Raw genomic sequence first — 25,861 nt, 5'->3', positions numbered from 1 at the left:
CCTGCTCCTTGATCATCCCGATAATCTGCGCCTCGGTGAAACGGCTTTTTCGCATTCGTCTGCTCCTTCAGAGTTGGCGCAGACTCTACACTACGTTGAGGGATCCCGCGGGGGGCAGGTCATGGCCGATCACGAGACCGCCACGGAGGAGGAGGCCGCCCGCAATCGGACGCGCCTGTCCGCCGTGGGGTGAATGGGGCGCCCGGATAACCGCTGCAACGGCCCGGACGCCCCGAATGCAACCCCTCTGTCACGAAAGGAAGCTTCCCATGATTACACGAAACCGAAGACTTTACTATGCCACCGCAGCCTGTGCCGCGCTTGCCGCCGGCGTAGCGAGCGGGCATGAATTGCCGGGGGCAACGGGCAACGCAGAACGCGCCGCCTTCGACATCGTCGCCGCGAATATCACCACTGAAGGCCGCAACGCGGTCTTCACCATGTCGGTCGCGGGCACGCCGGGCGAAGATATGCCGGACTCCGTTGGTGCTCTCGGCGGCGCGTCGGTCTTCTCCTATGTCTGGCCGACGACGCTTGACCCTGCCGTGGTGGGCTTCGAGGCCGGCTCCGGCATCCTCGCCTTCGCCGTCACGATCCACCCCGATTTCGACGACACGCCCCTGTTCGACGAAACCGGCTCTGGCACGACGGACGGCGATGGCGGCGCTTGGCACAGCCATTGGGTCGTGCTTGGCCCCGATGAGGCCTGCGGGCCCGGCGCGCTCAAGGTCATCGACATCCCCGAAGGGGCCTCGCCGGCGCTGCCGCTGACCTGGCCGGGTCTGCCGATCCTGATCGATTCTCCCGGTTGGTCGCCGGTCTTTGCCGGGCCGAAATTGAGCGTGACTGTGCCGTTCGCCGATATTGGTGCCGTGGAGGCGGCGCGCTTTGACGGCGTGACAGCGGCCTTGCGGGTCAACGTCAATGTCCATGCGCCGCTACTTTGCGTGACGGACGTGTTCGACGTCGCCTCGGGCGATCTGAGCCTGCCAGGCAGGGTCGGAGAATGACAAATCGGGGCGCGGGCCGGTGCCCGCGCACTCCATCGCAAAGGCAGCATCGCATGGACGACATTCCCTTCCACACCGCCCACTGGCTCAACACAGACCGCCCGCTGACATTGGAAGATTTCTGCGGTCGCGCGCTGGCCGTCGAGGTCTTTCAAATGCTCTGCCCCGGCTGCGTGCTGAACGGCCTTCCACAAGCGCAGCGCCTGGCGCAGACCTTTGACGAAAAGGACCTCGCCGTGATCGGCCTGCACAGCGTGTTCGAGCACCACCAAGGCAACAGCCGCGAAAGCTTGGCCGCCTTCCTACACGAATGGCGCATCCACTTCCCTGTCGCCATCGACATGCAGGGAGAGGGTCCGTTACCCCGAACGATGGAGGCCTGGGGCCTGCAAGGCACGCCGAGCCTCGTCCTCTTCGACCGCACGGGCAAGATGCGGGCGCGCCATTTCGGGCAGGTCGCGGACATGGCGCTTGGTGCCCAAGTGATGGGGCTGATCGGAGAGGGAGAAGCGGGATGAGGGCATTCCGGATTGCCGAACTGCGCATTGGCAAGGTCCGGCCGCTCGGCCCGAATGCCGTTCCCTCCGGCATCGACAAGGTGGCTGTCGCCGGTCCGCTCATGGCCTGGGCCGAAGGGCTTGAGGGCGACGAACAGGGGGATACCCGTCATCACGGCGGCGCAGACAAGGCCCTTCATGCCTATCCCGTAGCGCACTATTCGGTCTGGGCAAACGATCTGCCCGAACGCGCGGCGCAGTTCGGTCCCGGCGCCTTTGGCGAGAACCTTGTGATCGAGGGTGCGACGGAGGACGATAGCTGCCTTTTTGACCGCTACCGGCTGGGCGGCGCGATCGTCGAGGTCAGCCAGACCCGCCAACCCTGCTGGCGGCTCAACCTACGCTTCGATTTGTGTGACATGGCGGCGCGGGTGCAGCAAACGGGCCGCACCGGTTGGTATTTCCGCGTCGTCTCGGAAGGACTCATCACGGCCGGCGACCGGGCGGAGCTGATCGCACGACCCTGCCCGAACTGGCCACTTACCCGTGTTTGGAGGCTGCTTTACCGCGACACTTCGGACCATGATGCTCTGACCGCCTTTGCCGCGCTTCCGGGCTTGCCGGAAAACTGGCGGCGTATGGTGGATAGGCGGCTGGCGCGGGGAACGGTCGAGGACTGGCGACCGCGCCTCGAAACGCCGGGCTGATCACTTTCAGACCCGCCGTCGCATCATCGCCGGGCCATAGAGCATTGCGAAACCACCGAAAGCAGCGATCCACGCAAGACCCGATAGAATGTGCAAAAGTGGTGCCTGATCGGGCCAGAGGCCTGCGGCGAGACGCGCGAGGATCGCCGCCAGCTGCCCGAGATAGAGCGTTAGGGTGCCCCGGCCCGCTTTCAGTTCGTGTCCGGTATGGCCAAGCGTGGCACGGGTCATTACGGCCAGGGTCATCAAGCCTACCGCGCCGGCCATCCAGAGATGCTGTGCCGACGCCCCACCGAAGACACCGGGCACGAGGATGGAGACGCCAAGCGCGATGGCGCCGAGCGGAAGGAAGAGATAGCCCAAGTGTAGGATCCACAGAAGCGGCTCTGCCAGTGTCCGGTCCCCGGCCCACCTTGCGAGCCGCACCAGATGCAGCGCCCCGGCAGCCAGGAGGAGCGGCGCCAAGGCCTGCGCTTCCGGCGCCGCAATCCAGGCAAAAAGCGCGGCGAGAAGCGCCAGGAGCGCGATCTTGTCGAAGCGCTGCATCGGTGGCACGGGCAACCGCCCCGGACCCTGACGTGCCAGCCAGTTGCGGGTGAAGGACGGCACGATCCGTCCGCCGATGACCGCAATCATCATCAGCGCCGCACCGAGGCCAGCCCGTAGACCATAGCCCTGCGCCGCATAGTCGCCACGCGCCGCTTCCCAGTGGAAGATTGCATTGGAGATCGTGAAGATGCCGAGCATCGTGAGTACGATCAGGTTCCGCCAGTTCTTCCCGACAATGATTTCGCGTGCAAGGAGCCCGGTCAGCGCCACCGGCATGGCGAGATCGACGAGCGCCACGTCAAGGGACGGCAGACCATCCGACAAGAGGACTCCTGCACGCCCGCCGACCCAGAGCACGAAAAGCCCGCCAAGCGGCCAGCCGACAATCGGCAGTTGCCCGGTCCAGTTGGGAACAGCTGTCAGCAGGAAACCGGCAATGACCGCCGATAGATAGCCGAACAGAAACTCATGCGCATGCCAGCTTGCAGCGTCGAACTGGCTTGGCAGTTCGAGGGAACCGGAGAGCGCCGGAATCCAAAGCGCCATGGCAAGCGCGACCCAGATGGTGGCCCCGAGGAAGAACGGACGGAACCCGAAGCTGAGGATCGCCGGGCCGCGCCATGCGCGCATCAGCTCTGCAGTAGTACTCATCCCAATTCCCCTTCAGTCTGCACCCCTTTCTCGGTCAGGATGAGATCGAGAGGAATATCATGAGGTTGCGGGTAGATGGTCTTGAGTTGCGCCGCGTTGATCCCGATACCGACAACAAAGGGCTTCGGGCTCAGCGCCGCCAATGTCCGGTCGAAATAGCCCCCGCCATAGCCGAGGCGATAGCCATCCGCCGTCCAGCCAACGAGGGGGGCAAGCGCGATGTCGGGCGTGACGACGGGGGCGTCCGGCGGCGGAACGGGAATGTTCCAATCGCCGCGCACCATGCGGGTTTCGGGCGTCCAGCGGCGAAAGGTGAGCGGGGCGGCTTTGGTTTCGACCAACGGCAGGGCAACGGTCACGCCACCCTCGTGCAGGTCGGCCATTAGCGGGCGCAGGTCGGGTTCGCCCTTGATCGGCCAGTAGGCGGAAAGGACCTTGCCCTGCGCCCCGCCGAAGCGGTCTTGCAACACCTGCCGCAGATACCCGGCCAGTGCCTCGCCGATCTCCTTGCGTTCAGCAACCGACAGTGCCAGACGGGCGGCGCGCAGGCGGGTGCGTTCGGCCTTGCGCCAACGCGCGACATCACGTGCCTGCTCGGGATCGACAGCCAGCGGATCGAAATACTCCGGTGCGACCTCGGCGGCATAGCAGGGCGGTGAGGAAAAGCCGCTTTGGCAGCGGAAGCTCTTGAAGTCGTCGCTCATGACATCGCCGTGAAACCGTTACGCACTGGGCCCTTCAGGATATGCCGGGCCTGCGCGACCATGGCGTTCAGACGTGCGGCCGCAGGGACGACATCGGGGATGTTTCCCGCGCCCTGACCGGCATAGAGCGCCATCGCTTCCAGATCGCCGGTTGTGGTGCGCAAGGGTGAATCCGTGCTGAAGCGCAGGCGGGGCTGATCGTCGTCATGGGCGATGGTCTCGCGCAGCAGGCTGTCCGGGTCGTGACCCAGGTAATTGCCCTTGAGACCCTCCGTCACGCTGTTGCCGATCACCCGCACCGCAGCGCCCTTGGGCCAGTTCAGAACGAACACATCGGTCAGCACCGTATCCTCGCCCGTGGCCTCGACGATGCGAGACTTGTGATAGGAATGCGCAAAGGATTCTTCGGTCGCCAGAAAGGCGGTGCCGCATTGCACGCCGCTGGCCCCGATCGCCAATGCGGCGGCAAGCCCTTCGCCCGTCGCGATCCCGCCCGAGACGACGACCGGCAGGTCGGTCCCGGCCAGTATCCGTTCCGCCAGCCCGAAGGCGGGACTTCGTCCGTGCACATGGCCGCCCGCCTCGATCCCCTGTGCGATGATCACATCCGCCCCGGCAGCTTCGGCCATCCGCGCGGCGGCCTCCGTTCCGACCTGATGCAATACGAGACATCCCGCGTTTTTCACCCGCGCCACCACATCCGGCATCACATCCCAGAAAAAGCAGAAGGCCGTCACACCAAGATCGAGGCAACAGGCGATCTGTGCCTCAAGCAACTGCGGCTCTGTCGCCGCCGGGATCAGGTTGACGGCGAAGGGCCGGTCCGTCGCCGCCCGCATCGCGGTGACCTCCCGTGTGATCAGGTCGATGGGTTCGCGCACCATCCCCAACATCCCGTAGCCGCCCGCATTGGCCACCGCCGCCGCCAGTTCCCATCGGGACACGCCGCCCATGCCCGCCAGCAGGACGGGTGCCTCGCATCCAAGCAGATCGCAAAGCGGCGTTCGCAGAGGCTCGTCATTAGGCCGGTCCGTCATTTTTCCCCTCCCTTTCCAACCATCGGCGCAGGCAGTCCCGCAGCACGACGGCGTTATTGTATTCCTCGTCCTTAGAGGCATAGAGCAGCGTGACGACATCGCCCTGCGCGTATCCGGCAAGCTCACACACCAAATCTTCGCGCGTGGCGAGTTCCGCCCGGTAGCGCGTACTGAAGTCCTGCCACTGATCAGGATTGGCATGAAACCAGTGTCGCAACGTATCGCTAGGCGCGATGTCCTTGCACCAGTCGAACAGCCGGGCGCGGTCCTTCGCCACGCCGCGTGGCCAAAGCCGATCGACCAGAATCCGCTTGCCGTCCGACACCCGCGCCGCGCGATAGATCCGCTTGACGCGGATACGCTCGCCGGGGGTGTCGGGGATGGGGGGCCTTGCAGGGGGCATCAGCTGTCCGGTTGGCCCGTGTCGCCGATCATCTCCACCGCCTTCAGCGCGTGGGCCCAGGCCGCCCCGGCGCGCATTTCGGATGCAACCCAGATGGCTTCCATGATCTGTTCGCCCGAGGCCCCCTCACGCTTGGCCGCCTTGACGTGGCCTTCGATGCACCACGGGCATTGAGTCACATGCGCCACGGCCACCGCGATGAGCTGCTTGGTGCGTGTATCGAGCGCCCCTTCGGCGAACACCGCTTTCGAGAACGCGCGGAATGCGTCTTCGGCATCGGGTGCCAGGGCATGACGCCGGTCGACAAGGTCCCTGGTAGGTTTTGGGAGGTGTAGCTCAGACATGGCCCGTCTCCCGCGTTTCGAATTGCGGAAACAGCACATCGTTTTCCAGCCGGATATGCTCTTCGAGGTCGTCAAGGAATTCACCGACCCCGGTATAAAGCCGCGTCCAGCTTCGGCAGGCGCCGTCCGGCAATGTCAGGTTGTTGGTCAGGTGCCGGATTTGGCCGACTTCGGCTTCGTGGTTGTCATGATCCGCGCGCATTGCCGCAATCGGCGCATCCAGCCCCGCCGCCGCGTTGCGAATGGCGGGGAACAGGATCAGTTCCTCTTTCTTCATGTGAACTTCCAGGTCACCGATCATCCGGTGCAATAGGTCGGCCAAACCCGCGGGAACCTCCGTTTGCCCGGCATGGACCGCTTCGACCTTTTCCGACAAGGTCGCCAGTTCAGGAAGCTGGGCACGGTGTTTTGCGTGATACTCGGTCTCGATGAAACTGGTCAGGTCGCTCGGGTCTTGCGGGGGCATTGGTTTTGTCATGTTCGTATCCTCGGGTCAGAGCAGTGATGGAATTGTCCGGGGCTTCGCATCCTCGACCGCCATATGCAGCGAGCGCGCGATCCGCTCGGCGCGTTCGATGACATGCGCCGCGCCTTCGGGCGGGCAGGTTTCGGCCGCGGTTTCGCGGAACAGCGTCAGCCAGCGGTCGAAATGATCCCAATCCACGGGCAGGCCGACATGCGCCGGGACCGGGGCTCCGTGATACCGGCCCGTCATCAAGGCGACCGAAGACCAGAAGGCCACCATGCGCTCCAAGTGCGGGCCCCAATCCGAAATCCGCTCCGCGAAGATCGGGCCAAGCGCCGAATCCGCGCGCACCTTGCCATAGAAACAATGCACCAGTTCGGTCAGCTTTTCCTCGTCCAGCCCGGTTCGCACCATGATCTCGGCGGTCATTTGCGGGCGGGCGGAATTGATCTGTGAGACGGTAGTCGACATGGGCCCCTCTGGAAATTGATCTTGAGTCTCATGCTATCTCTGCTAAATAGGTATTGCAAATACCAATTTGAAGATCTGCGGGACGCCATGAACCTTACCTCCTTCACCGACTACGGACTTCGAATGCTGATGCGGATGGCGAGCGCGCCCGACCGGGCGTTCTCAACGCCAGATTTGGCAGAGGAGTTCAAACTGTCGCGCAACCACCTGGCGAAGATCATGCAAAGGCTCGCACAGGGAGGCATCGTCGAGACCCGGCGCGGGGTGAATGGGGGCGCCGTCTTGCGATCCAGTCCGGCCGACATCCGGCTTGGCGACGTCGTGCGGCTGCTCGAACAGGGACAGTCGCTCGTCGAGTGTTTCGGGCCGGATGGCGGAGACTGTTCGATCGAGGGATGTTGCCGCCTGAAATCCCGGCTTCGACAGGCGGAGCGTCAGTTCATCGCCGATCTGAACAGATCCACGATCGCCGATATCGCCCTTCCCGAACCGGCAGCCGCATGACGAAGAAAGGCAGATCAAGATGACAGCATCGTTGTCGTCGACGCGCAGGTGCTGGCCAGGGCTTTCGGTCTGCCCGTCGAAGAAACGCGGGCGCGGATGTAGGGCGGCAAGATCACCTCTCTTTCCGAGGCGGGCGAGGGCGAGGATGCGGGTCGTTGGCGCTTGACGTTTTGTCACCAAGGCCGCGCCCTGCGTTTGATTGTGGATGCCCGTGGCGAAGTCTTAGGCTCCAGACTCGTTAATTTTCAAAGCCAGAAGATGATGGTTGCGGCGAGGGCTACGGCGGACAGAAAGACCTTCGGGCATCTGTCGTAGCGGGTCGCAACGCGGCGCCAGTCCTGGAGTTTGCCGAACATGATCTCGATACGGTTGCGCCGCTTGTAGCGGCGCTTGTCGTATTTGACGGGCTTGCCTCGGGACTTCCGGTCCGGGATGCAGGGTTTGATGCCCTTGTCCTGCAAGGCTTCACGATACCAGTCGGCGTCATAGCCCCGATCGGCCAACAGCCATTCGGCCTCTGGCAGGCTGCTCAGCAGGGCCGCCGCACCGGTGTAGTCGCTAACCTGGCCGGCGGTCATGAAGAACTTGATCGGGCGGCCGTTCGCGTCTGTGACGGCATGCAACTTGGTGTTCATGCCACCCTTCGTCCGCCCAATCAGCCTGCCACGCCCCCCTTTTTCAACCGCAGGCTCGAAGCCGTGCGGTGCGCCTTGAGATAAGTGGCGTCGATCATCACTGTCTTCCGGTCGGCGGCCTCGCAAGCAAGCCCCTCCATCATCCGGGCGAAAACACCCATGTCGCTCCAGCGCTTCCATCGGTTGTAGAGGGTCTTCGGTGGACCATACTCTGGCGGCGCATCGGACCAACGCAAGCCATTACGATTGATGAAGATTATCCCGCTCAAGACCCGCCGATCATCAACCCTCGGTTTGCCATGGCTCTTTGGAAAGAACGGCCGCAGCCGCGCCATCTGCTCGTCGCTCAGCCAGAAAAGATTGCTCATCATGCCCCCATCAGTTCGGGAGCGTGAATCACGCCGGCAAGGTGGCCGCAAGCCGATTAATGGGTCCAGACCCTAGATCTGGAGACTTCAGAAGATGAAAGCGTGCACCCGATTGCGGATGACGTTCAAGCATGGGGTGGTAGCAGTGCACAGCCTATTCAAACGATCCAGTAGCGCGGGCGATGATGCGTCTACGTGCGTGCTTGGGAGCTCGGCTCTCAGCCCAGGGCGGGTGTTGGCCGATGGATCATCTGCGGCAATCCTCGCCAGTCTCACACCAAACATGTCGGATAGCCGCCCGCCGCATCCGCTTCAATCAGATCGAAAAGGACCAACGCGTTCAATGAATAGCTCAAATCATCTTCCAAAATACGCAAGGAACTGGGAGTGCTCGGGCCGGTGGACGGGCACTGTCCACGACGGTACGGGGGCCGACCGGTTGCGAAACCCGGAAATGACGATGGCTATCCCGCGCCTCCAGGCCACCAACAGGGCCCAGACGGTCGGTCATGCTTGTTGAGGGCGATAGACGCAGTCTGCCAACGAACTGCGGTTGAGATCTGCAAGGAAGGCGGCTTCGGCGCCGGCGAGGCGCGCCTTCAGGCGGCAGTGTGGTGTCAGGGTGCAGGCCGCGCCCCCGGGCTGGAAACACTCGACCAGCGCTTGATCCGCCTCGAGATAGGCAACAACATCGCCTAACCGGATGTCCTCGGGGCGCCGTGCGAGCGTCGCTCCGCCGCCGCCGCCCCTCCGCGTTTCCAGGTAGCCAGCGCCAGAAAGCGACGAGATCACCTTTGCAAGATGATTGCGCGACACACGGAATTCATCCGCCAGTTCCGCCGTGGTGAAGGCGCGGTCGGGGCTGCCCGCCATCCGCATGAGAACGCGCAGTCCGAAATCGGTAAAGGACGTGAGGCGCAAGAAATCGCTCCTTGATTTGGTATTTACAGTGCGTATTTAAGGGCTATAATCAGCATATCAAATGCCAATTGCATTGGACACCCCTCGATCCCGAAAGCTCTGCCATGACCGCCCCTACCGCCGAAGCCCCCACCGAGACAGGCGCCCTGATCGATCACATCCTGTCGCGCTATCACGAGCGTCACCGCTCCGAATTGCCCGGTCTGCTGGACCTCGCCGAAAAAGTCGGCAGGGTCCATGCGACGGATCAACAATCCCCGAAAGATCTGGCGCAGTCCCTGGCCGCTCTTGGTCGCGAGTTGGAGGGCCATATGGCGAAGGAAGAGATGATCCTCTTTCCGGCGATGCGGGCGGGCGGGGGGGCAGGCATCGGGCCGCCGGTTGCTGTGATGCGCGCCGAGCATGACGACCACGCCGAAGCGATCGAGCGGATCCGCAAAATGACCGGCAACTTGACACCCCCGGACCACGCTTGCGGGTCGTGGCGGGCGCTCTATGCCGGTCTGGATCGGTTCCTTGAGGATCTCGCAGCGCATGTTGCGTTGGAAAACCACGTGCTTTTCCCGCGGTTCGAGCGGGGCTAGGACGGTGTTGCGCATCCAGAAACCGTGCTGGCGGAGGCGGGCGTGGACGCCGGTGTCCGCAGCGATCTGCGGCGAGTGCCGCGTGGCCATCCGCGCCGGCTCTGACCCGTGGGCGAAACGAAAGCCTCGGTCATGAGCGCAAGCCCCGATACTTTGCCCCGCACGCCGCGCCCAGTGGTGTCAGCCACGGCCCGGCTGTCCTGCCTGATCGTGCAGCCCGTCCTGACCAGGGTGGTGCGGCGTATCGCCAAGCGGCATCCGTCGCTTTTCGCGCGGCTTGGACCGCATCAGGGGACCGATTTCGTGATCGACCCGGTGGAATTGCCCTTTGCCCTGCACCTGCGACCTGATCCGCAGGCGCTGGTGTTTCGGGCCGTCCCGCGCGGTGCGGCGCCTGACGCGGGCGCCACAATTCGAGGTAAGTTCATGTTGCTTCTGGAGTTGGTCGACTCTGAAGAGGATGGCGATGCCGCGTTCTTCTCCCGTGATCTTGAGGTCACGGGCGACACCGAAGCCGTCGTGCGGCTCCGCAATGCCCTCGACGATGTCGATGGGTCCATCGCCGAGGAAACCGCCGAGATGTTCGGCCCTCCCGGCCGCGCCATTCTGGCAAGACTACGCCGCGCCTATCCAACGTGAAGAAAGGACCTCTCGCCCGATGAGTCTCGCCGAACTGATCTGCCCAGCCGGCACGCCCGCCGCCCTGCGCACCGCCGTCGATGCCGGCGCCGATGCAGTTTATTGCGGCTTTCAGGATGCCACCAACGCGCGCAACTTCCCCGGATTGAATTTCACGCCGGAGGAACTGGCGGCGTCGGTCGCCTATGCCCATGACAAGGGCACCAAGGTGTTGCTGGCATTGAATACCTATCCGCCTGCGGGCAAGGTCGATCTGTGGCGGCAGGCCGCCGATACAGGCGCGCGGCTGGGGGTCGATGCCTTCATCGTCGCGGATATGGGCGTGGCCGATTACATCGCGCGCACCCATCCGGGCGTCCGTCTGCACCTGTCGGTTCAGGCTGCCGCCTCCAGTCCCGAGGCGATCCGGTATTATTGCGAGAATTTCGCGGTGAAGCGCGTCGTGCTGCCGCGGATCCTGACGATCCCCGAGATCCGCGAGATCCGCAAGGAAATCCCCTGCGAGATCGAGACCTTCATCTTCGGCAATCACGGGTTGATGGTCGAGGGCCGGTGCAGTCTGACCAACTACCTCACGGGGCAATCGACCAACATGGACGGTGTGTGCTCACCCGCCTCGGATGTCGAATACCGGCGCCACGAGGACGGATCGATGTCCTCGCAGCTTGCTGGGTTCACCATCGACTGTTTCGGGCCCGACGAAAAGGCAGGGTACCCGACGATCTGCAAGGGGCGCTACACCGCGCCGCACCGCTCTGAGGGATACTATGCCTTCGAGGAGCCGATCAGCCTGAACCTGTCCCGGCTGCTTCCCGATCTGATCGACGCCGGCGTTCACGCCTTCAAGATCGAAGGGCGCCAGCGCTCCAAGAGCTATGTGCGGGGCGTGGTGTCGGCCTTCCGGCAGGCCGTTGACGACATCCGCGCCGGCCGGCAGGCGAATATCGCCGATCTGGTTGCCCTGACCGAAGGGCAGAAGCAGACCCAAGGCGCGTTCGAGACGAAGAAATGGCGGTGAGGGACATGACGAAATTGACCCTTGGCCCGATCGCCTATCACTGGTCCGCCGAGGCGCGGCGCGCGTTCTACGCGCGCATTGCCGACGAGGCGCCGATCGACGAGGTCTATCTGGGGGAGGTGATCTGCTCCAAGCGCGCACCGTTTCACGAAGCCGATCTGCCCGCGATCATCGAACGGCTGCAACGGGGCGGCAAGACGGTGATCCTGTCGTCGCTGGCCGAGGTGATGCTGAAGCGCGAACGCAAGGCCACGGCCGACCTCGCCGCGATGGACGCCCCCGAGATCGAGATCAACAACGCGGCGGGTCTGTTTGCCCGGGGCCAGCGCCCGCATCGCATCGGTCCGTTCATGAATGCCTACAACGAGGCGACGATCGCCTGGATGGCGGCGCAGGGGGCCACGCATGTCTGTCTGCCCGCGGAGCTGCCCGCACCCTCGATCGCCGTTGCCGCGAAGGCCGCGCGTGCGCTTGGCCTTGGGGTCGAGGTGCAGGTCTTCGGCAGGGCTTCGCTCGCGGTCTCGGCACGGTGCTATCACGCGCGTGCCCATGGCCGGACCAAGGACAATTGCCAGTTCGTTTGCGAGGACGATCCCGACGGCATGCCGCTGCGCACCACCGATGACCGCCCGATTCTGCGCGTCAACGGCATTCAGACCCAGTCGGAAAGCTACATCGACCTGCTGCCCGAAGCCGCTCAGATGATTGCACAGGGGGTCACCCATCTGCGGCTGATGCCTCAGGCGGTGGACATGGTTGCGGTGGCGGCGCTGTTTCGGGATGTTCTGGACGGCACCCGCGCGCCGGGAGCCGCGGAAACCATGCTGCGCGAGCTGTGCGACGGAGTTTCGTTTTCCAACGGCTTCTTCTATGGCCAGGCAGGGTATCGGCGCATTGCCGCCGCGGCCCCGGCTTGATCACCGCAAGACCCGTCATCAGACACCTCAGCCCGCATCCCGGGGCTGCGGCCTGCAGGGGGGCAGTGGCACCCTTGCCTGGCTAAGGGGCGCAGCCCTCAGGCGGCCGTCGTGCGCGCCTCGAGATGCGTCCTCAGCCAGGCTTCCAGCGCCGGAAACTCGGGTGGCAAGGCGTAAGCGAACTCACCCGCAAACTCCAGGAAAGCCTCTTTGTTCAGCGTATTGAGGCCGACCAGGATCGGGATGTCCGCAGCAAGTGCGGTCGCGATAATCGGACGGAAACCGCGCCCTTCGGCTTCGTGCTTGCCGAACTTGTTCACGATCAGGCAATCGGCCCCCTTGGCGAGCTCGGCTTCCACAAGGCCCACCGCTGTTTCAAGCGCCGCCGGGTCGAGGCGGCATCCCCGGGAGGCCGCGCCCAGAGACTGCGAGATGCGGATCGTCACGCCCTCGGGCAGCACCTTGACGTCCATGTCGCAGGGACCGGCGCTTTCGCGCTCGGCATTGATTTGAACCGTCCCGACCGGGCGGTAGCCCTGTTGGATCAGGGAAGACGCCAGACGATGCAGCATCAGATTCGTATCGCCGCGCCCAGGTGCCATCGTATATCCGATCTTCATTGCGTCCTCATGCTCGGTTGAAAGGCTGGAATTCCAGCAATGCGCCTTCGGGCAGCCGGTCTGTTTCAGCCGGAATGAATATCAAACCATCCGTGCCGGGCAGGTCCGCGACATGCGCGGAATTGACGGTGTTTCCGAAGTCCACGATCTCACGCCCTTCCGAATCGAACCCCATGAGGCGTGCAGGTCGCACTTCACATCGCCCGGGTTTGCGGAAGATGGGCTTGCCTGCGACGACATGACGACGCCTCTGCTCCGCGATCTGCCGCCCGGAAAGGATATCCAGCAGGGGCAATCCGAAGATATGCCAGATCACCAATGCCGACAGTGGATTGCCCGGAAGGCCAAGCCAACTTGCCGTCCCGATTTGCCCGAAACTGACGGGTTTGCCCGGCTTGATGGCGACACCGCTGAAGTGAACCGTGGCTTCCAGCTCGCCGAGCACCGGCTTGACGTGATCTTCCTCGCCCACCGAGATCCCGCCCGTCGTGACGATCAGATCCGCGGCCTTGGCCATGTCGGCAAGGGCCCGGCGCAGGTGGGTGCGGTCGTCCGCGCCCTGTATGACATCTATGAGATGGATGTCCGGCCGTGACAGCTCGGACGAAAGCATCGGCGAGTTGATGTCCCAAATCTCGGCCGCGCCCCGGTCTGCCCCGGCCGGCCGGACTTCGTTGCCCGTGACGAGAAGGGCGACCCGCACGGGGCGGATCAGATGCACGCGGGCGGCACCCGCAGCGGCACATGCCGCGATTTCACGAGGACCAAGCCTTGATCCCGCCCCCAGAACGGTCTGGCCGGGACGCATGTCACCGCCGGCACGGCGAATGTTCAGGCCGGGTTGGGGACGTCGGTCGAGGATCACCAGATTGCCGTCGCGCGCGACGTGCTCCTGCGGCACCACAGCATCCGCTCCGAGCGGCACTGGCGCGCCGGTGAAGATCTGTGCGGCGGTCCCACCGGCCACTCGCCCGGTCGACTCCGCACCGGCTGGAATACGCTGTGTGACGGGCAATCTCCAGGGACCCTCACCCCATAGGGCGGCACTGTCGAGCGCATAACCGTCCATTGCGGAGCTGTCGAACGGCGGGGTCATCGTGGCCGCCAAGACAGGTTCTGCAAGGACGCGCCCGGTCGCCAGGGATAGCGCTTCTGTCTCCGTGCCGGTGATGGGGCGCGCATGCTCCCCAAGCCGCCGCAAGGCTTCGTCCATGGAAATCAGAGGCGACGCGCCGTCGGAGGTTTCACATCCACAACGCCCATTTTCGAATGCCTGGATCGCCTTCATGGCCTTGTCCTTTCGACGAAGTGGCCCGGCCCAGTGGAACAATCGAGGTCCCGCAACCTGCCATCCTTCAAGCCGTAGATCAGTCCGTGCACGCGCACATCCGCGCCGCGGGACCATGCATTTTGCAAAATCGGTGTCTCGGACACCCGTTTTACGCCTTCGACGACGTTCAGCTCGGCCAACTTGTCGCGGCGCGTTTCATCGCTGCTGCAGGCCGCGAGGTCGACGGCGAAAGCGCGCGCAAGGCGCCGGATCGGCTCGAGCCAGTGACCGGACAACCCGTGCGGCAGGTCTTCGGTCGCGGCCTTGACCCCGCCGCAGCCGTAGTGTCCGCAGACGATAATTTCCTGCACCTTCAACGTCTCGACGGCGAATTCCAGAGCCGACAGGAGGTTGAGATCCGCAGAATGCACCACATTCGCAATGTTGCGGTGCACGAAGACCTCCCCGGGATCGAGGCCCGCAACGACATTGGCCGGGACGCGGCTGTCCGAGCAACCAATCCAGAAGAATTCCGGAGCCTGCAACGCGGCAAGGCGCGCAAAATAGCCGGGATCGGCCTCATTGCGCGCCGCAGCCCATGCGATGTTTCGTGCAAGCAACGTTTCCAGCACGGGATTACACTTGCATATCCTCGATCCGCCGCCGGATCATGGCGCTCCTCAGCCGGACAATATCATCATCGGTCAGCCTTGCTTGCGCGATCGGCAAGACGATCGCGTTCTCCACGATGAGATGGCGGCGCAGGCGATCGGCGAAGTCGCGCAGCGCGGCGGCCCCGTCGTCTTTGGCAGCTCGCTTGTCATCGTGCATCTCCGTGAGCACGGTCCGCAGGCGCGGGCACAGTTCGCTCAGCGTTTGATGCTCGGCCTTCAGCCGCTCGAGCGTTGGCCCGATGTCGTCTTCCGGGGTGCACCGGACCAGCAGCATGCCCTGCAACTCGTCATCCTCGTCATGGATCAAGAGCCCGATCTCGTGATCGAGGAAGCGCAGCAGCCGCGAGATTTCGACGGGGTCCGGCAGCGAGCTGTGGGAAATCTGCTCCATCAGCTCGCAGATCGCACGCATATGCATGTGATCTTCGTGGATGAACTCGAGAGGATCCTGGAGCAGGTCCAGATCGGTCGGGTCCTGTTCGCTATCGCCGCGTCGGGTATTGGACAGATGGTTCTTCATGATGTCTCTCCTGGGGCGCGGCGTCCAAGCTCGGCTCCGGATATCTGGGCAGAGGCGACGAGCCGATCCGCGAATGCCCGGGCGTTGCGCGCCCAAGCCGCTTTTTCCATGGCGTCAGCAATCTTCGATCGCACGGTTTCAAAGGGGAGCACCGCCCCCTCGGCGATGGCGTCCATGCGGATCACGTGCCAACCGTGCCGTGTGAGGACTGGCTTCGAACTGATTTCACCTTCCTTCATCTTGCGCAGAGCCGCTTCGAACTCGGGCACGGTGTCCCCCGGACCGAGTTGTCCAAGCGTGCCACCCGACGATTTCGATCCGCAGTCGCTGTGCGCCGATGCCAGCCGCGCGAAACGTCCGGGGTCTTCTGCCACACGGGCGAGAAGACCTGCCGCCCGCGCCCGGGCCGCCACGCGTTCGTTCTCGTTTCGGGGATCGCAGGCGCAGAGGATATGGGAAACCTCCCAGAGCGGCGGGGAACGAAACCGCCCGGGGTCGCGCGCCCATTCCCTGCGGATGTCGTCCTCGGTTGGCGCAGATACCTCGACCTCGGCGTCGAGAAGGCAACGGATGAGGGCCTCTTCCCCGGTTTCAAAGCGTCCCGGCCCGACCTCGGCGGGTTCCGCCCGTATCCCGCGCTGCCGGGCCTCCTGTAGGAGAAGCGTGCGCATGGCGACCGCATTCGCCGCGTGGCGCCAGGCAATGCCGGGTTTCCCGGACGGCGCCGGATGGTTCTGCGCTTCGTTGGCCACCACCGAATGGGGGACGAGCTCGCCATTGACGACAAGATCGGGATAGAGCTGTGCGTTCATTGCGCTTACTCCGCCGGATGGCGCGGCGCCTGGCGGCGTGAGCGCACGATCTGATAGCCGGTGCGGGTCAGCAGATACCGCACCGGCGCCGCAAACCCCGAGAGAATGTGCACCAGCCGGGTGAAGGGGAAGACGAGGAAGATCGTCAGCCCCAGAACGATGTGCAGCTTGTAGATCAGCGGCTCATCCGCGATATGCGCGGCATTGCCGCTCTGGAAGGTGAAGACACCCTGAGCCCAGTTCATGAAGTTGATCACGCTGCCATGTTCGGCGGTGGCGATGGAATAGGGGACGCTGATCAGGCCAAGGGCGAGCTGCACCACCAGCATCAGCAAGATCGTGATGTCCCAGAAGCTGGAGGTGTCGCGGATCCGCGGCTCCGTCAGCCGACGGTGCGCCAGCATCAGCGCGCCGATGATCGCGACGATACCTGCAATGCCGCCAGCGATTGCAGCCAGCAACTGCTTGGCTTCGGCGTGAATGCCGATCGCCTCGTAGACCTGGTGCGGGACCAGGAGGCCGAAGAAGTGTCCGAAGAAAATGAACAGGACGCCGATATGAAACAGGATAGACCCGACCATCAGTTGCTTGCGCCGCAGCAGCTGACTGGACGAGGATTTCCAGGTGAACGGGTCCCGGTCATATCGGGCGATCGAGCCGACGATCATGATCGAGAGGGCGATATAGGGATATATGCCAAAGAAGAAATTGTTCATTTCAGCCTCCGTTACTCGGCCGTCGCGCGCGGCGCGGGATTGATCGGAACATCCATCTGCGCGAGCATGTCGCGGACTTGCGGGCATCCTCCATTCGGGTCGGGACCGAAACGCACCTCGCTTTCTTCCCAGACCTTGTCGAGCGCTTCGAGGTCGTCGGCGTCGATGTCGGGCTGATCCAGAAGCTCGGCGACCGCGGCCTGATCCGGCGCACCGCCGGAAAGCTGGAAAAGAGCGGCGAACACGGCGGCATAAGGGCTTTCGCGCCGGACAAGCCGGGCGGTCAGGGCCTCGAATATATGCGCCGCGTCCGCCAAGGTTTCCTGTGCTTCGACAAAGGGACGCGTCGACAGGAATTCCAGCAACACCGGCAGGTGATCAGGCAGTTCCGTGGTGGCCGGTTCAAACCCGCCGTCACGATAGGTGTCCAGCAGCGAGACCATCGCGCCACCCCGGTCACGGCTTTCGCCGTGGACATGTTCGAACAGGTTCAGGGACAAGGCGCGCGAGCGGTCAAACAGCATCACATATTGCTCTTGCAGCTCATAGAGGTCGCGTGTCGCCAACTGGCTCGCGAGCGGGCGCAGCGCGCGCCGCGCCGCGGCGGTCAGACGTGACTCAGAGGCGAGAACGCCGCTGATTTCGGGCATTGCCTGTTGCAGTTCCTGCGTCGGATAGCTCAGGATCAGGGACATGGCCTTGAGCGTGCGGTCTTGAGGCGACAGGGACATCAGCGCACCTCCTGCGGCATCTTGAGCGGCTTCTTGGAGCCACCGAACAGCGACGCCTTGGAGGTGCCGGTGGAGCATCCGTTGCTATCGGTGAAGCCGCAGCCACCCCGCAGATCATAGGCTTCCTCGACCTGTTCACGATGCGTCGTGGGAATGACGAAACGGTCCTCGTAATCGGCCAGCGCCATGATGCGATACATGTCCTCGATGACCTGGCCCGAGAGCCCGACGCGTGCGGCGACGGCCTCGTCGATCACACCATCGACACTCTTGGCTCGCATGTAGGCGCGCATGGCCAGCATGCGCTCCAGGGCGCGGGCGATCGGCTTTTCGTCGCCTGCAGTCAACATGTTGGCGAGATAGCGCAGCGGGATGCGCAGGTTCTTCACGTCCGGCATGGCGCCATCCATCCCGATGGCCCCCGCCTCGGCGGCGTTCTGGATCGGAGAGAGCGGGGGGATGTACCACACCATCGGAAGCGTCCGGTATTCGGGGTGCAACGGGAAGGCGACTTTCCACTCCATCGCCATCTTCCAGATCGGGCTTTCCTGGGCGGCCTTGATCCAGTCTTGCGGAATGCCCTGCTTTTGCGCCTCGGCGATGACGGCAGGGTCTTTGGGGTCAAGGAACACGCCGAGTTGAGCGTCATAGAGATCCATCTTGTCGGCCGCGTTCGCCGCCTCGGCGATTTTGTCGGCATCATAGAGCATCACGCCGAGATATCGGATGCGCCCCACGCAGGTTTCCGAACATACCGTCGGGTTGCCGCTTTCGATCCGGGGATAGCACAGCGTGCATTTCTCGGATTTTCCGGTCGACCAGTTGTAGTAGACCTTCTTGTAGGGGCAGCCAGACACGCACATCCGCCAGCCTCGGCATTTTTCCTGATCGATCAGGACGATGCCGTCTTCCTCGCGTTTGTAGATCGCGCCCGAGGGGCAGGATGCCGCGCAGGCCGGGTTCAGGCAATGCTCGCACAGCCGGGGGAGATACATCATGAAGGTGTTCTCGTATTCCCCGTAGATCTGTTTCTGGATGCCCTCGAAATTGTAGTCCTGCGAGCGCTTCTCGAACTCGCCGCCGAGGATCTCTTCCCAGTTTGGCCCCTTCTCGATCTTCTGGATCCTCTCCCCTGTGATCTTCGAGCGCGGACGGGCCGTCGGGAAGGCCTTGCCCTCGGGCGCCGATTTCAGGTGGTCGTAGTCGAAGTCGAACGGTTCGTAATAGTCGTCGATCTCGGGCAGGTCGGGGTTGGCGAAGATATTCGCCAGAATCCGCCACTTCGCCCCCTGCTTGGGCTGGAGCTTGCCGGATTTCGTCCGGGTCCAACCGCCATTCCAGCGTTCCTGGTTTTCCCAATCGGTCGGATAGCCGGTGCCGGGCTTGGTCTCGACGTTGTTGAACCAAGCGTATTCGACACCATCGCGACTGGTCCAGACGTTCTTGCAGGTGACCGAGCAGGTATGACACCCGATGCATTTGTCGAGGTTCAGCACCATGCCGATTTGCGCACGAATCTTCATTCCGCTGCCTCCTTCGGGGTGGCTTCATCGTCGAGCCAGTCGACCTTGTTCATCTTGCGCACGATGACGAATTCATCGCGGTTGGAGCCCACGGTGCCGTAATAGTTGAACCCGTAGGATTGCTGGGCATAGCCGCCGATCATGTGGGTCGGCTTCAGCACCGCCCGGGTGACCGAGTTGTGGATGCCGCCGCGCAAGCCGGTCTTCTCCGAGCCGGGCGTGTTCACGATCTTTTCCTGAGCGTGATACATGAAGGTCGTTCCATCCTTCATGCGCTGGGACACCACCGCGCGCGCGGTCAGCGCGCCGTTGGCGTTGTAAAGCTCCACCCAGTCGTTATCGACGATGCCAGCCTTCACGGCGTCGTTTTCGGAGATCCAGATCACCGGACCACCGCGGTTGAGCGTCAGCATCAGCAGGTTGTCGGAATAGGTCGAGTGGATGCCCCATTTCTGGTGTGGCGTGATGAAATTCAACACGACATGCGGTTTGTCCTTGTCGGTATGGATCGCGTCGGTGACGGTCTTGAGGTCCACCGGCGGCCGGTAGGACATGAAGCCCTCGCCGAAAGCGCGCATCCACAAGTGGTCCTGATAGAGCTGTTGACGGCCGGTCAGGGTTCGCCAGGGGATCAGCTCGTGGACGTTGGTGTAGCCGGCGTTATAGCTGACATGCTCGCTTTCGATGCCCGACCAGGTCGGCGACGAGATGATCTTGCGCGGCTGGGCGGCGATGTCGCGGAAGCGGATCTTGTTGTGATGCTCGCCCTCGGCCAGGTGCACGTGATCGCGGCCGGTTGCCTTGCCAAGCGCCTCCCATGCCTTGACGGCCACCTCGCCATTGGTTTCCGGCGCCAGCATCAACACGACCTCGGCGGCATCAATCGCGGTGTCGATCACGGGTCTGCCCTTGGCCGACCCCTCGCGCCGTTCTCCATTGAGCGCCTTCAGCGCCGCGACCTCGTCCTCGGTATTCCACGAGATGCCCTTGCCCCCGTTCCCGAGCTTGTCGAGCAGCGGACCAAGCGCGGTGAACCGATCGTGGATCGCGGTATAGTCGCGCTCGACGGCGATGTAGTTGGGCGCCGTCTTCCCCGGGATCAGCTCGCATTCGCCCGTTTTCCAGTCCCTGACCTGATCCTGCGCAATCTCGGCAGGCGTGTCGTGCAGGATCGGGAGCGCCACGACATCGGTCTCTTGGCCCAGATATCCCGGAACGACCTCCTGGAACTTCCTCGCAATGGATTTGAAGATTTCCCAGTCGGATTTCGACTCATAGGCCGGATCCACGGCAGCCTGGAGCGGGTGGATGAACGGATGCATGTCCGAGGTGTTGAGGTCGTCCTTTTCGTACCAGGACGCGGTCGGCAGCACGATGTCGGAATAGACACAGGTGGTCGACATGCGGAAGTCGATCGTCACCAGAAGATCCAGCTTTCCGCGCGGCGCCTCCTTGTGCCATTTCGCCTCTTTCGGAAGTTGACGCCCTTCCTCGCCCATGTCCTTGCCGATGACACCGTTGTCCGTCCCGAGCAGATGCTTGAGGAAATACTCGTGCCCCTTGCCGGACGAGCCCAACAGGTTCGACCGCCACACGAACAGGTTGCGTGGCCAGTTCTCGGGCGCATCGGGGTCCTCGCAGGACATTTCCAGCGCGCCGGATTTCAACTGCTCCGCCACATAGGGCGCGACGTCCTGTCCGGCCTCCCTGGCCGCTCTCGCGACCTCGAGCGGGTTGGTCCTGAGCTGGGGCGCCGAGGGCAACCAACCCATGCGCTCCGCACGGATGTTGTAGTCGATCATGCCGATGTCCCAGTCGCCCTCGGGGGCCGTGGGCGACAGGATCTCACCCGCCGTCAGGGTCTCGTAGCGCCACTGATCGGTATGTGCATACCATGCCGAGGTCGCATTCATGTGGCGCGGCGGGCGGTTCCAGTCGAGGGCAAAGGCCACCGGCAGCCAACCGGTCTGCGGGCGCAGTTTTTCCTGGCCCACATAATGCGCCCAGCCACCGCCAGACTGACCCACGCAGCCGCACATCACCAGCATGTTGATGATGCCGCGATAGTTCATGTCCATATGGTACCAGTGGTTCATCCCGGCACCGACGATGACCATGGAGCGGCCACGGGTCTTTTCGGCATTGTCGGCGAATTCACGGGCGACATGGATGATCTTCGCGCGATCGACGCCGGTGATCTTCTCTGCCCAGGCCGGGCTGCCGGGCACATCCTCGTCATAGGACCCCGTGACCCAGTCGCCACCCAACCCCCGGTCGAGACCATAGTTTGCACAGAACAGATCGAAGACAGTGGCAACCGCCACCTCACCGTCGACGGTCTTGATCCGCTTGACCGGCACATTCTTGGTCAGGACGTTGGGGCGCTTGTCGCCGGTTGCGAACGCCACGGTGGCATCGGCGCCGAAATACGGGAAATCGACGCCGAGCACGTCGTCCTGGTCGCTGTCGACGATCAGCGACATCTTGAGCCGCGTCTCGGCCCCGGCGGCCTTTTCCTCGAGGTTCCATTCGCCTTGCTCGCCCCAGCGATAGCCGATCGAACCGTTGGGGGCGACCAGGGCGCCGGAGAGATCGTCGATCGCAACGGTCTTCCAAGCGGGGTTGTTGTCCTCACCCAGCTTGCCGTCCAGGTCGTCCGCGCGCAGGAAACGTCCCGGAGTGAAGGAGCCGTCCTTTTCGTCCAGCCTCACCAGCATCGGGAGATCGGAGTATTGTCGGCAATATTCCTCGAAATATTCGGCCTGCCGGTCGAGGTGGAACTCGCGCAGGATGACATGTCCGAAGGCCATCGCCAGCGCCGCATCGGTTCCTTGTTTGGCATTCAGCCAGACGTCGCCGAATTTCGCCGCCTCGGAATAGTCCGGGCAGATTACCGCCGACTTCGCCCCCTTGTAGCGCACCTCGGTGTAGAAATGCGCGTCGGGCGTCCGGGTTTGCGGGACGTTGGAGCCCCAAAGCAGGAGGTAGTTGGAATTATACCAATCCGCTGATTCAGGCACATCGGTCTGCTCGCCCCAGGTCATCGGCGAGGCGGGAGGCAGGTCGCAATACCAGTCGTAAAACGACAGGCAGGTTCCGCCCAGAAGCGACAGGTAGCGGGTGCCGGCCGCGTAGGAGATCATCGACATCGCGGGGATCGGCGAGAAGCCGAAGATCCGGTCGGGCCCATAGGTCTTGGTCGTATAGGCATTGGCGGCGGCGACGATCTCGGTCGCCTCGTCCCAGCTCGCGCGTACGAACCCGCCCTTGCCGCGGGTTTCAACATAGCTCTGGCGCAGAACCGGATCGTTCTGAATCGCGGTCCAGGCCTCGATCGGGGTCTTGGTCTCGCGCATCTTGCGCCAGACCCTCATCAGCTTGCCGCGGATCAACGGGTTCTTCACCCGGTTCGCCGAATAGAGATACCAGCTATAGGAGGCCCCGCGGGCGCAGCCGCGCGGCTCATGGTTCGGCAGATCGGGACGGGTGCGCGGATAGTCGGTCTGCTGGGTTTCCCAGGTCACGATCCCGGACTTCACATAGATCTTCCAGCTGCACGACCCGGTGCAGTTGACCCCGTGGGTCGAGCGCACGATCTTGTCGTGCCGCCAGCGGTTTCTGTAGGTGTCTTCCCAGTCGCGGTTTTCCCGCGTCATCTGCCCATGTCCGTTGGAGAAGGGCTCCGTCGTCCCCTTGGATTGCAGGAAATTCAATCTGTCGAGAAGATGGCTCATTTGGCTGTCCTTTCGTATGCGGAAACCCGGGTGACGCTATCGCCGCCCGGGTCTGGGCATCGGCTATTGTGCGGCTTTGGGGAGGATGGCGGCAGGACGGTTGCCGTGCTCGAGGTCATGCAGCAGGCCACCGCGCCGGGTGTAGTAGACCCATGTGATCGCCAGGCAGATGACGTAGAAGATTAGGAAGGCCCAAAGCGCGCCGACGGGGGATCCGGTCATCGCGATCGAGGATCCATAGGCCTTGGGGATGAAGAAGGCCCCATAGGCGGCGATGGCACTGGTGAAGGCGATGATCGCCGCACTCTCGCGTTCCGATTGCCGGCGCAGGGCGCTGCCTTCCAGTTCCGGCATGAGGCGCGGCACTTCACGCCCCATGATCGCGGGGATCATCTGGAACGTGGAGGCATTGCCGACCCCAGTGAGGAAGAACAGCGCCATGAAGGCCGCGAAGAACCCGCCGAAGCTGCCCGCCCCGAGCGAGGCGATGACCGCGAAGGTTGCGACGATCATGCCCGCGAAGGTCCAGAAGGTCACGCGCCCGCCCCCGAAACGGTCACTGATCCAGCCGGTGCCGGCCCGGCTCAGTGCGCCGACCAGCGGGCCAAGGAACACGTATTGCAGCGCATTGATGTCGGGGAAGGCGAGTTTGGTCAGCAGCGGGAACCCGGCCGAATAGCCGATGAAGCTGCCGAAGGTGCCGGTGTAGAGGACGCACATCAGCCAGTTGTGCTTGCGGCTGAAGATGATCGCCTGTTCGCGGAAACTGGCCTTGGCGTCGGCGATATCGTTCATGCCGAGCCAGGCGGCGACGGTGGAGATCACGATGAAGGGCACCCAGACGAAGCCCGCGTTCTGCATCCAGAGCTCGCCGCCCGTCGTCAGCGTCTGCGGTGCGCCGCCCATCGCCCCGAACACGCCGGCGGTGATGACGATCGGCACCAGGAACTGCATGACCGAGACCCCGAGATTGCCGAGCCCCGCATTCAGCGCCAGCGCATTGCCCTTTTCCGCCTTCGGGAAGAAGAAGGCGATATTGGCCATCGACGAGGCAAAGTTGCCGCCTCCGAAGCCGCACAGCAGCGCCAGAGTGAGGAAGATCAGGTAGGGCGTATCAGGGTTCTGAACCGCGTAGCCGATCCCCAGGGCCGGCACCAGCAGAGAGGCGGTCGAAAGCGTCGTCCACAACCGGCCGCCGAAGATCGGCACCATGAAGCTGTAGAAGATCCGGAGCGTCGCGCCCGAGAGGCCGGGAAGCGCGGCCAGCCAGAACAGCTGACTGGTCGAGAAATCGAACCCGATCGCGGGGAGCCGAGCCACGACCATCGACCAGACCATCCAGACCGAGAAGGCCAGAAGCAACGCCGGGATCGAGATCCAGAGATTGCGGCGTGCAATCCGGCGGCCCCTTTCAGCCCAGAACTCCGCATTTTCGGGCTGCCAGTCTTCCAGCATCCGCGGCATGTCTGTTTTCCCCGGGACATGAACCTCCTGCAGTTCGGGAAGGGTCGGGAGGGCGCCCAGCTCTTTTCCGAGGGCAGCCCGCTCCATTGCCCGGATCGACAGGTGCATCCAGGCCAGCATGATCACGACAAGGCCAGCCAGGAGGGCGAAGCACGAGGTATAGATGCCCGTCAGATCGAGGGCCGCGCCGAAAACGATCGGCAGGACGAAACCGCCCAGACCGCCGATCATGCCGACAAGGCCGCCAACGGCACCCACATGCCCCGGGTAATACACGGGGATATGCTTGAAGACCGCCGCCTTGCCCAGGCTCATGAAGAAGCCGAGGCCGAACAGCATGATGACGAAGGGCCAGAAATCCAGTTCGGTCGAGAAGGCGATCGGCCCTTCCTTGCCCTGGATGACATAGTCCGTCGGCGGGTAGGACAGCATGAACAGGAAGATCAGGGAAAAGCCGAAGGTCCAGTACATGACCGTTCTGGCACCAAACCTGTCGCTAAGATGCCCGCCGTAGGCACGAAACAGAGAGGCCGAGAGGCTGAACGAGGCCGCGGCCATACCCGCGGTCTTCACATCGACGCCGTAGACCTCGATCAGATAGTGCGGCATCCACAGGGCAAGCGCGACGAAGCCACCGAACACAAAGAAATAATAGAGCGAGAAGCGCCACACCTGCAGGTTCTTCAAGGGCGCGAACTGCTCGGCCAGAGAGGGGGCTGCAATGCCCTTGGTACGACGCTCGACGAGTTCGGGATCGTCCTTCGCCAGAAGAAAGAACAGCACACCGATCAGGGCAAGGCCCGCGGCCCAAGTGTAGGCAACGCCGTGCCAGCCATAGGCGACCATGACAAAGGGGGCGACGAACTTGGTCACCGCCGCGCCGACATTCCCGGCTCCGAAGATGCCGAGCGCTGTGCCCTGATGGCCGGCATCGTACCAGCGGCTGACATAGGCGACACCGATGATGAACGAGCCGCCAGCCAGGCCGATGCCCAAGGCCGCGATCAGGTACATGACGTAGCTGTGCGCGAGCGTCAGCAGCACGGTTGCAAGCGCGGTCAGCAACATTTGTGCGGAGAAGACTAGGCGGCCGCCGTATTTCTCGGTCCAAACGCCCAGAAACAGACGTGTGACGGAGCCGGTCAGGATTGGCGTGGCCACCAGCAGGCCGAATTGAGCCTCGGTCAGTCCCAACTCGCCTTTGATCGCGACACCGATGATGGAAAAGATCGTCCACACTGCAAAACAGGCAGTGAAGGCTACCGTGCTAAGCCCGAGGGCTCGAGTCTGGTCCGAGCGCGAGGCTGTGGCTGTGGTCTGCATGACAGAGCCTCCGGTGTTGTCATTGCTTCCGCCCCAAAAGGGATCGCCG

29 protein-coding genes are annotated in these 25,861 nt (G+C 63.4%); 10 read left to right on the top strand and 19 right to left on the bottom strand.

Going from position 1 to position 25,861, the window contains the following annotated elements; genetic code table 11:
• From P2G62_RS06630 to P2G62_RS06615, 4 genes are all read left to right on the top strand, one after another.
• A partial coding sequence (locus P2G62_RS06630) for a hypothetical protein (RefSeq protein ID WP_275734085.1) occupies positions 1 to 193 on the top strand: 193 nt, incomplete at its 5' end.
• Between the two features lie 76 nt (positions 194 to 269).
• On the top strand, positions 270 to 1,010 hold the full coding sequence (locus P2G62_RS06625) for a hypothetical protein (protein WP_009573815.1): 741 nt from the start codon (positions 270 to 272) through the stop codon (positions 1,008 to 1,010).
• Positions 1,011 to 1,063: 53 nt separating this feature from the next.
• Positions 1,064 to 1,528 (top strand): TlpA disulfide reductase family protein, encoded by a 465-nt coding sequence (locus P2G62_RS06620; RefSeq protein ID WP_009573816.1) that lies wholly within the window; start codon positions 1,064 to 1,066, stop codon positions 1,526 to 1,528.
• Positions 1,525 to 2,214, top strand: a complete 690-nt coding sequence (locus P2G62_RS06615) for an MOSC domain-containing protein (RefSeq protein ID WP_275734084.1) — start codon at positions 1,525 to 1,527, stop codon at positions 2,212 to 2,214. Before P2G62_RS06620 ends, P2G62_RS06615 begins: the two co-directional genes overlap by 4 nt.
• 6 nt (positions 2,215 to 2,220) lie before the next feature.
• On the opposite strand, the gene P2G62_RS06610 is transcribed toward P2G62_RS06615, so the two are convergent.
• The 7 genes from P2G62_RS06610 to P2G62_RS06580 are packed head-to-tail and all read right to left on the bottom strand — an operon-like array spanning position 2,221 to position 6,839.
• A complete protein-coding gene (locus P2G62_RS06610; protein WP_275734083.1) occupies positions 2,221 to 3,414 on the bottom strand; it encodes an NnrS family protein in 1,194 nt (397 codons plus the stop codon).
• Positions 3,411 to 4,118 carry a 5-formyltetrahydrofolate cyclo-ligase gene (locus P2G62_RS06605; protein WP_009573819.1) on the bottom strand — a complete coding sequence of 236 codons (708 nt, stop codon included), beginning with the start codon at positions 4,116 to 4,118 and terminating at the stop codon, positions 3,411 to 3,413. The genes P2G62_RS06610 and P2G62_RS06605 overlap by 4 nt, the downstream gene beginning before the upstream one ends.
• Positions 4,115 to 5,155, bottom strand: a complete 1,041-nt coding sequence (locus P2G62_RS06600) for a nitronate monooxygenase (protein WP_275734082.1) — start codon at positions 5,153 to 5,155, stop codon at positions 4,115 to 4,117. Before P2G62_RS06600 ends, P2G62_RS06605 begins: the two co-directional genes overlap by 4 nt.
• The gene (locus tag P2G62_RS06595) at positions 5,139 to 5,558 is read right to left on the bottom strand and encodes a DUF488 family protein (RefSeq protein WP_275734081.1); all 420 of its coding nucleotides are present in this window, start codon (positions 5,556 to 5,558) and stop codon (positions 5,139 to 5,141) included. Before P2G62_RS06595 ends, P2G62_RS06600 begins: the two co-directional genes overlap by 17 nt.
• On the bottom strand, positions 5,558 to 5,902 hold the full coding sequence (locus P2G62_RS06590) for a carboxymuconolactone decarboxylase family protein (RefSeq protein ID WP_107754756.1): 345 nt from the start codon (positions 5,900 to 5,902) through the stop codon (positions 5,558 to 5,560). Before P2G62_RS06590 ends, P2G62_RS06595 begins: the two co-directional genes overlap by 1 nt.
• On the bottom strand, positions 5,895 to 6,380 hold the full coding sequence (locus tag P2G62_RS06585) for a hemerythrin domain-containing protein (protein ID WP_009573823.1): 486 nt from the start codon (positions 6,378 to 6,380) through the stop codon (positions 5,895 to 5,897). Before P2G62_RS06585 ends, P2G62_RS06590 begins: the two co-directional genes overlap by 8 nt.
• A gap of 15 nt (positions 6,381 to 6,395) precedes the next feature.
• Entirely contained in the window at positions 6,396 to 6,839 is a 444-nt protein-coding gene (locus P2G62_RS06580) for a group III truncated hemoglobin (RefSeq protein WP_009573824.1), read from the bottom strand.
• An 87-nt stretch (positions 6,840 to 6,926) separates the two neighbouring features.
• Here P2G62_RS06580 and P2G62_RS06575 point away from each other — a divergent pair, with 87 nt between their 5' ends.
• Together P2G62_RS06575 and P2G62_RS06570 are read left to right on the top strand one after the other, a co-directional pair.
• Positions 6,927 to 7,343 (top strand): Rrf2 family transcriptional regulator, encoded by a 417-nt coding sequence (locus tag P2G62_RS06575; RefSeq protein ID WP_275734080.1) that lies wholly within the window; start codon positions 6,927 to 6,929, stop codon positions 7,341 to 7,343.
• 162 nt (positions 7,344 to 7,505) lie between these two features.
• Positions 7,506 to 7,658: a DUF6522 family protein gene (locus P2G62_RS06570; protein ID WP_275734079.1), complete on the top strand. Its 153-nt coding sequence runs from the start codon at positions 7,506 to 7,508 to the stop codon at positions 7,656 to 7,658.
• Here the strand turns inward: P2G62_RS06570 and P2G62_RS06565 are convergent.
• Positions 7,589 to 8,346 (bottom strand): IS5 family transposase gene (locus P2G62_RS06565; protein WP_275734078.1). Its coding sequence is split into 2 segments (ribosomal slippage): positions 7,589 to 8,025 and positions 8,025 to 8,346, totalling 759 coding nucleotides; the frame shifts between segments, so codons are not numbered across the junction. The genes P2G62_RS06570 and P2G62_RS06565 overlap by 70 nt on opposite strands.
• Before the next feature lie 507 nt (positions 8,347 to 8,853).
• A complete protein-coding gene (locus P2G62_RS06560; protein ID WP_068768065.1) occupies positions 8,854 to 9,267 on the bottom strand; it encodes an Rrf2 family transcriptional regulator in 414 nt (137 codons plus the stop codon).
• Between the two features lie 11 nt (positions 9,268 to 9,278).
• On the opposite strand from P2G62_RS06560, the gene P2G62_RS06555 reads away from it, so the two are divergent.
• From P2G62_RS06555 to P2G62_RS06540, 4 genes are all read left to right on the top strand, one after another.
• The gene (locus P2G62_RS06555) at positions 9,279 to 9,851 is read left to right on the top strand and encodes a hemerythrin domain-containing protein (RefSeq protein ID WP_275734077.1); all 573 of its coding nucleotides are present in this window, start codon (positions 9,279 to 9,281) and stop codon (positions 9,849 to 9,851) included.
• 132 nt (positions 9,852 to 9,983) lie between these two features.
• Complete coding sequence (locus P2G62_RS06550; RefSeq protein ID WP_121534629.1) at positions 9,984 to 10,490, top strand: SCP2 sterol-binding domain-containing protein; 507 nt, start codon at positions 9,984 to 9,986, stop codon at positions 10,488 to 10,490.
• 19 nt (positions 10,491 to 10,509) lie between these two features.
• Entirely contained in the window at positions 10,510 to 11,508 is a 999-nt protein-coding gene (locus P2G62_RS06545; RefSeq protein WP_068768063.1) for a peptidase U32 family protein, read from the top strand.
• Between the two features lie 5 nt (positions 11,509 to 11,513).
• Entirely contained in the window at positions 11,514 to 12,425 is a 912-nt protein-coding gene (locus P2G62_RS06540; protein ID WP_245965301.1) for a U32 family peptidase, read from the top strand.
• Positions 12,426 to 12,523: 98 nt separating this feature from the next.
• Here P2G62_RS06540 and P2G62_RS06535 read toward each other — a convergent pair whose 3' ends face one another.
• The 10 genes from P2G62_RS06535 to P2G62_RS06490 all read right to left on the bottom strand — a co-directional run bounded on the left by P2G62_RS06535 (position 12,524) and on the right by P2G62_RS06490 (position 25,812).
• A complete protein-coding gene (locus P2G62_RS06535; RefSeq protein ID WP_275734076.1) occupies positions 12,524 to 13,045 on the bottom strand; it encodes a DUF2478 domain-containing protein in 522 nt (173 codons plus the stop codon).
• Positions 13,046 to 13,052: 7 nt separating this feature from the next.
• The gene (gene glp, locus P2G62_RS06530) at positions 13,053 to 14,333 is read right to left on the bottom strand and encodes a gephyrin-like molybdotransferase Glp (RefSeq protein WP_275734075.1); all 1,281 of its coding nucleotides are present in this window, start codon (positions 14,331 to 14,333) and stop codon (positions 13,053 to 13,055) included.
• Positions 14,330 to 14,947, bottom strand: a complete 618-nt coding sequence (locus P2G62_RS06525) for a carbonic anhydrase (protein ID WP_275734074.1) — start codon at positions 14,945 to 14,947, stop codon at positions 14,330 to 14,332. Before P2G62_RS06525 ends, glp begins: the two co-directional genes overlap by 4 nt.
• 4 nt (positions 14,948 to 14,951) lie before the next feature.
• Positions 14,952 to 15,509, bottom strand: a complete 558-nt coding sequence (locus P2G62_RS06520; RefSeq protein ID WP_275734073.1) for a hemerythrin domain-containing protein — start codon at positions 15,507 to 15,509, stop codon at positions 14,952 to 14,954.
• Entirely contained in the window at positions 15,506 to 16,321 is an 816-nt protein-coding gene (locus tag P2G62_RS06515; RefSeq protein ID WP_275734072.1) for a peptidylprolyl isomerase, read from the bottom strand. Before P2G62_RS06515 ends, P2G62_RS06520 begins: the two co-directional genes overlap by 4 nt.
• Before the next feature lie 5 nt (positions 16,322 to 16,326).
• The gene (gene narI, locus P2G62_RS06510; RefSeq protein ID WP_275734071.1) at positions 16,327 to 17,037 is read right to left on the bottom strand and encodes a respiratory nitrate reductase subunit gamma; all 711 of its coding nucleotides are present in this window, start codon (positions 17,035 to 17,037) and stop codon (positions 16,327 to 16,329) included.
• 11 nt (positions 17,038 to 17,048) lie between these two features.
• On the bottom strand, positions 17,049 to 17,768 hold the full coding sequence (narJ, locus tag P2G62_RS06505; protein ID WP_275734070.1) for a nitrate reductase molybdenum cofactor assembly chaperone: 720 nt from the start codon (positions 17,766 to 17,768) through the stop codon (positions 17,049 to 17,051).
• Positions 17,768 to 19,291, bottom strand: a complete 1,524-nt coding sequence (gene narH / locus P2G62_RS06500; protein ID WP_275734069.1) for a nitrate reductase subunit beta — start codon at positions 19,289 to 19,291, stop codon at positions 17,768 to 17,770. The genes narJ and narH overlap by 1 nt, the downstream gene beginning before the upstream one ends.
• Entirely contained in the window at positions 19,288 to 23,025 is a 3,738-nt protein-coding gene (locus P2G62_RS06495; RefSeq protein WP_275734068.1) for a nitrate reductase subunit alpha, read from the bottom strand. Before P2G62_RS06495 ends, narH begins: the two co-directional genes overlap by 4 nt.
• A gap of 63 nt (positions 23,026 to 23,088) precedes the next feature.
• Positions 23,089 to 25,812 carry an MFS transporter gene (locus P2G62_RS06490; protein WP_275734067.1) on the bottom strand — a complete coding sequence of 908 codons (2,724 nt, stop codon included), beginning with the start codon at positions 25,810 to 25,812 and terminating at the stop codon, positions 23,089 to 23,091.
• Positions 25,813 to 25,861: the final 49 nt, after the last annotated feature.

It is taken from the genome of Paenirhodobacter sp. CAU 1674 (genome assembly GCF_029222945.1).
Classification (GTDB): domain Bacteria; phylum Pseudomonadota; class Alphaproteobacteria; order Rhodobacterales; family Rhodobacteraceae; genus Rhodobacter.
Note: the sequence above shows the minus strand (reverse complement) of the source record. Positions and strands in the feature narration are given on the sequence as shown.

Excerpts from the sequence above, each read along its gene's own strand:
- P2G62_RS06540 (WP_245965301.1), top strand. The coding sequence starts at position 11,514 with ATGACGAAATTGACCCTTGGCCCGATCGCCTATCACTGGTCCGCCGAG.
- P2G62_RS06600 (WP_275734082.1), bottom strand. The coding sequence starts at position 5,155 with ATGACGGACCGGCCTAATGACGAGCCTCTGCGAACGCCGCTTTGCGAT.
- P2G62_RS06580 (WP_009573824.1), bottom strand. The coding sequence starts at position 6,839 with ATGTCGACTACCGTCTCACAGATCAATTCCGCCCGCCCGCAAATGACC.
- P2G62_RS06590 (WP_107754756.1), bottom strand. The coding sequence starts at position 5,902 with ATGTCTGAGCTACACCTCCCAAAACCTACCAGGGACCTTGTCGACCGG.
- P2G62_RS06535 (WP_275734076.1), bottom strand. The coding sequence starts at position 13,045 with ATGAAGATCGGATATACGATGGCACCTGGGCGCGGCGATACGAATCTG.
- narI (WP_275734071.1), bottom strand. The coding sequence starts at position 17,037 with ATGAACAATTTCTTCTTTGGCATATATCCCTATATCGCCCTCTCGATC.
- P2G62_RS06495 (WP_275734068.1), bottom strand. The coding sequence starts at position 23,025 with ATGAGCCATCTTCTCGACAGATTGAATTTCCTGCAATCCAAGGGGACG.
- P2G62_RS06545 (WP_068768063.1), top strand. The coding sequence starts at position 10,510 with ATGAGTCTCGCCGAACTGATCTGCCCAGCCGGCACGCCCGCCGCCCTG.
- P2G62_RS06610 (WP_275734083.1), bottom strand. The coding sequence starts at position 3,414 with ATGAGTACTACTGCAGAGCTGATGCGCGCATGGCGCGGCCCGGCGATC.
- P2G62_RS06620 (WP_009573816.1), top strand. The coding sequence starts at position 1,064 with ATGGACGACATTCCCTTCCACACCGCCCACTGGCTCAACACAGACCGC.
- P2G62_RS06615 (WP_275734084.1), top strand. The coding sequence starts at position 1,525 with ATGAGGGCATTCCGGATTGCCGAACTGCGCATTGGCAAGGTCCGGCCG.
- P2G62_RS06575 (WP_275734080.1), top strand. The coding sequence starts at position 6,927 with ATGAACCTTACCTCCTTCACCGACTACGGACTTCGAATGCTGATGCGG.
- P2G62_RS06595 (WP_275734081.1), bottom strand. The coding sequence starts at position 5,558 with ATGCCCCCTGCAAGGCCCCCCATCCCCGACACCCCCGGCGAGCGTATC.
- P2G62_RS06520 (WP_275734073.1), bottom strand. The coding sequence starts at position 15,509 with ATGAAGAACCATCTGTCCAATACCCGACGCGGCGATAGCGAACAGGAC.
- P2G62_RS06550 (WP_121534629.1), top strand. The coding sequence starts at position 9,984 with ATGAGCGCAAGCCCCGATACTTTGCCCCGCACGCCGCGCCCAGTGGTG.
- P2G62_RS06625 (WP_009573815.1), top strand. The coding sequence starts at position 270 with ATGATTACACGAAACCGAAGACTTTACTATGCCACCGCAGCCTGTGCC.
- P2G62_RS06490 (WP_275734067.1), bottom strand. The coding sequence starts at position 25,812 with ATGCAGACCACAGCCACAGCCTCGCGCTCGGACCAGACTCGAGCCCTC.
- narJ (WP_275734070.1), bottom strand. The coding sequence starts at position 17,768 with ATGTCCCTGTCGCCTCAAGACCGCACGCTCAAGGCCATGTCCCTGATC.
- glp (WP_275734075.1), bottom strand. The coding sequence starts at position 14,333 with ATGAAGGCGATCCAGGCATTCGAAAATGGGCGTTGTGGATGTGAAACC.
- P2G62_RS06605 (WP_009573819.1), bottom strand. The coding sequence starts at position 4,118 with ATGAGCGACGACTTCAAGAGCTTCCGCTGCCAAAGCGGCTTTTCCTCA.
- narH (WP_275734069.1), bottom strand. The coding sequence starts at position 19,291 with ATGAAGATTCGTGCGCAAATCGGCATGGTGCTGAACCTCGACAAATGC.
- P2G62_RS06515 (WP_275734072.1), bottom strand. The coding sequence starts at position 16,321 with ATGAACGCACAGCTCTATCCCGATCTTGTCGTCAATGGCGAGCTCGTC.
- P2G62_RS06585 (WP_009573823.1), bottom strand. The coding sequence starts at position 6,380 with ATGACAAAACCAATGCCCCCGCAAGACCCGAGCGACCTGACCAGTTTC.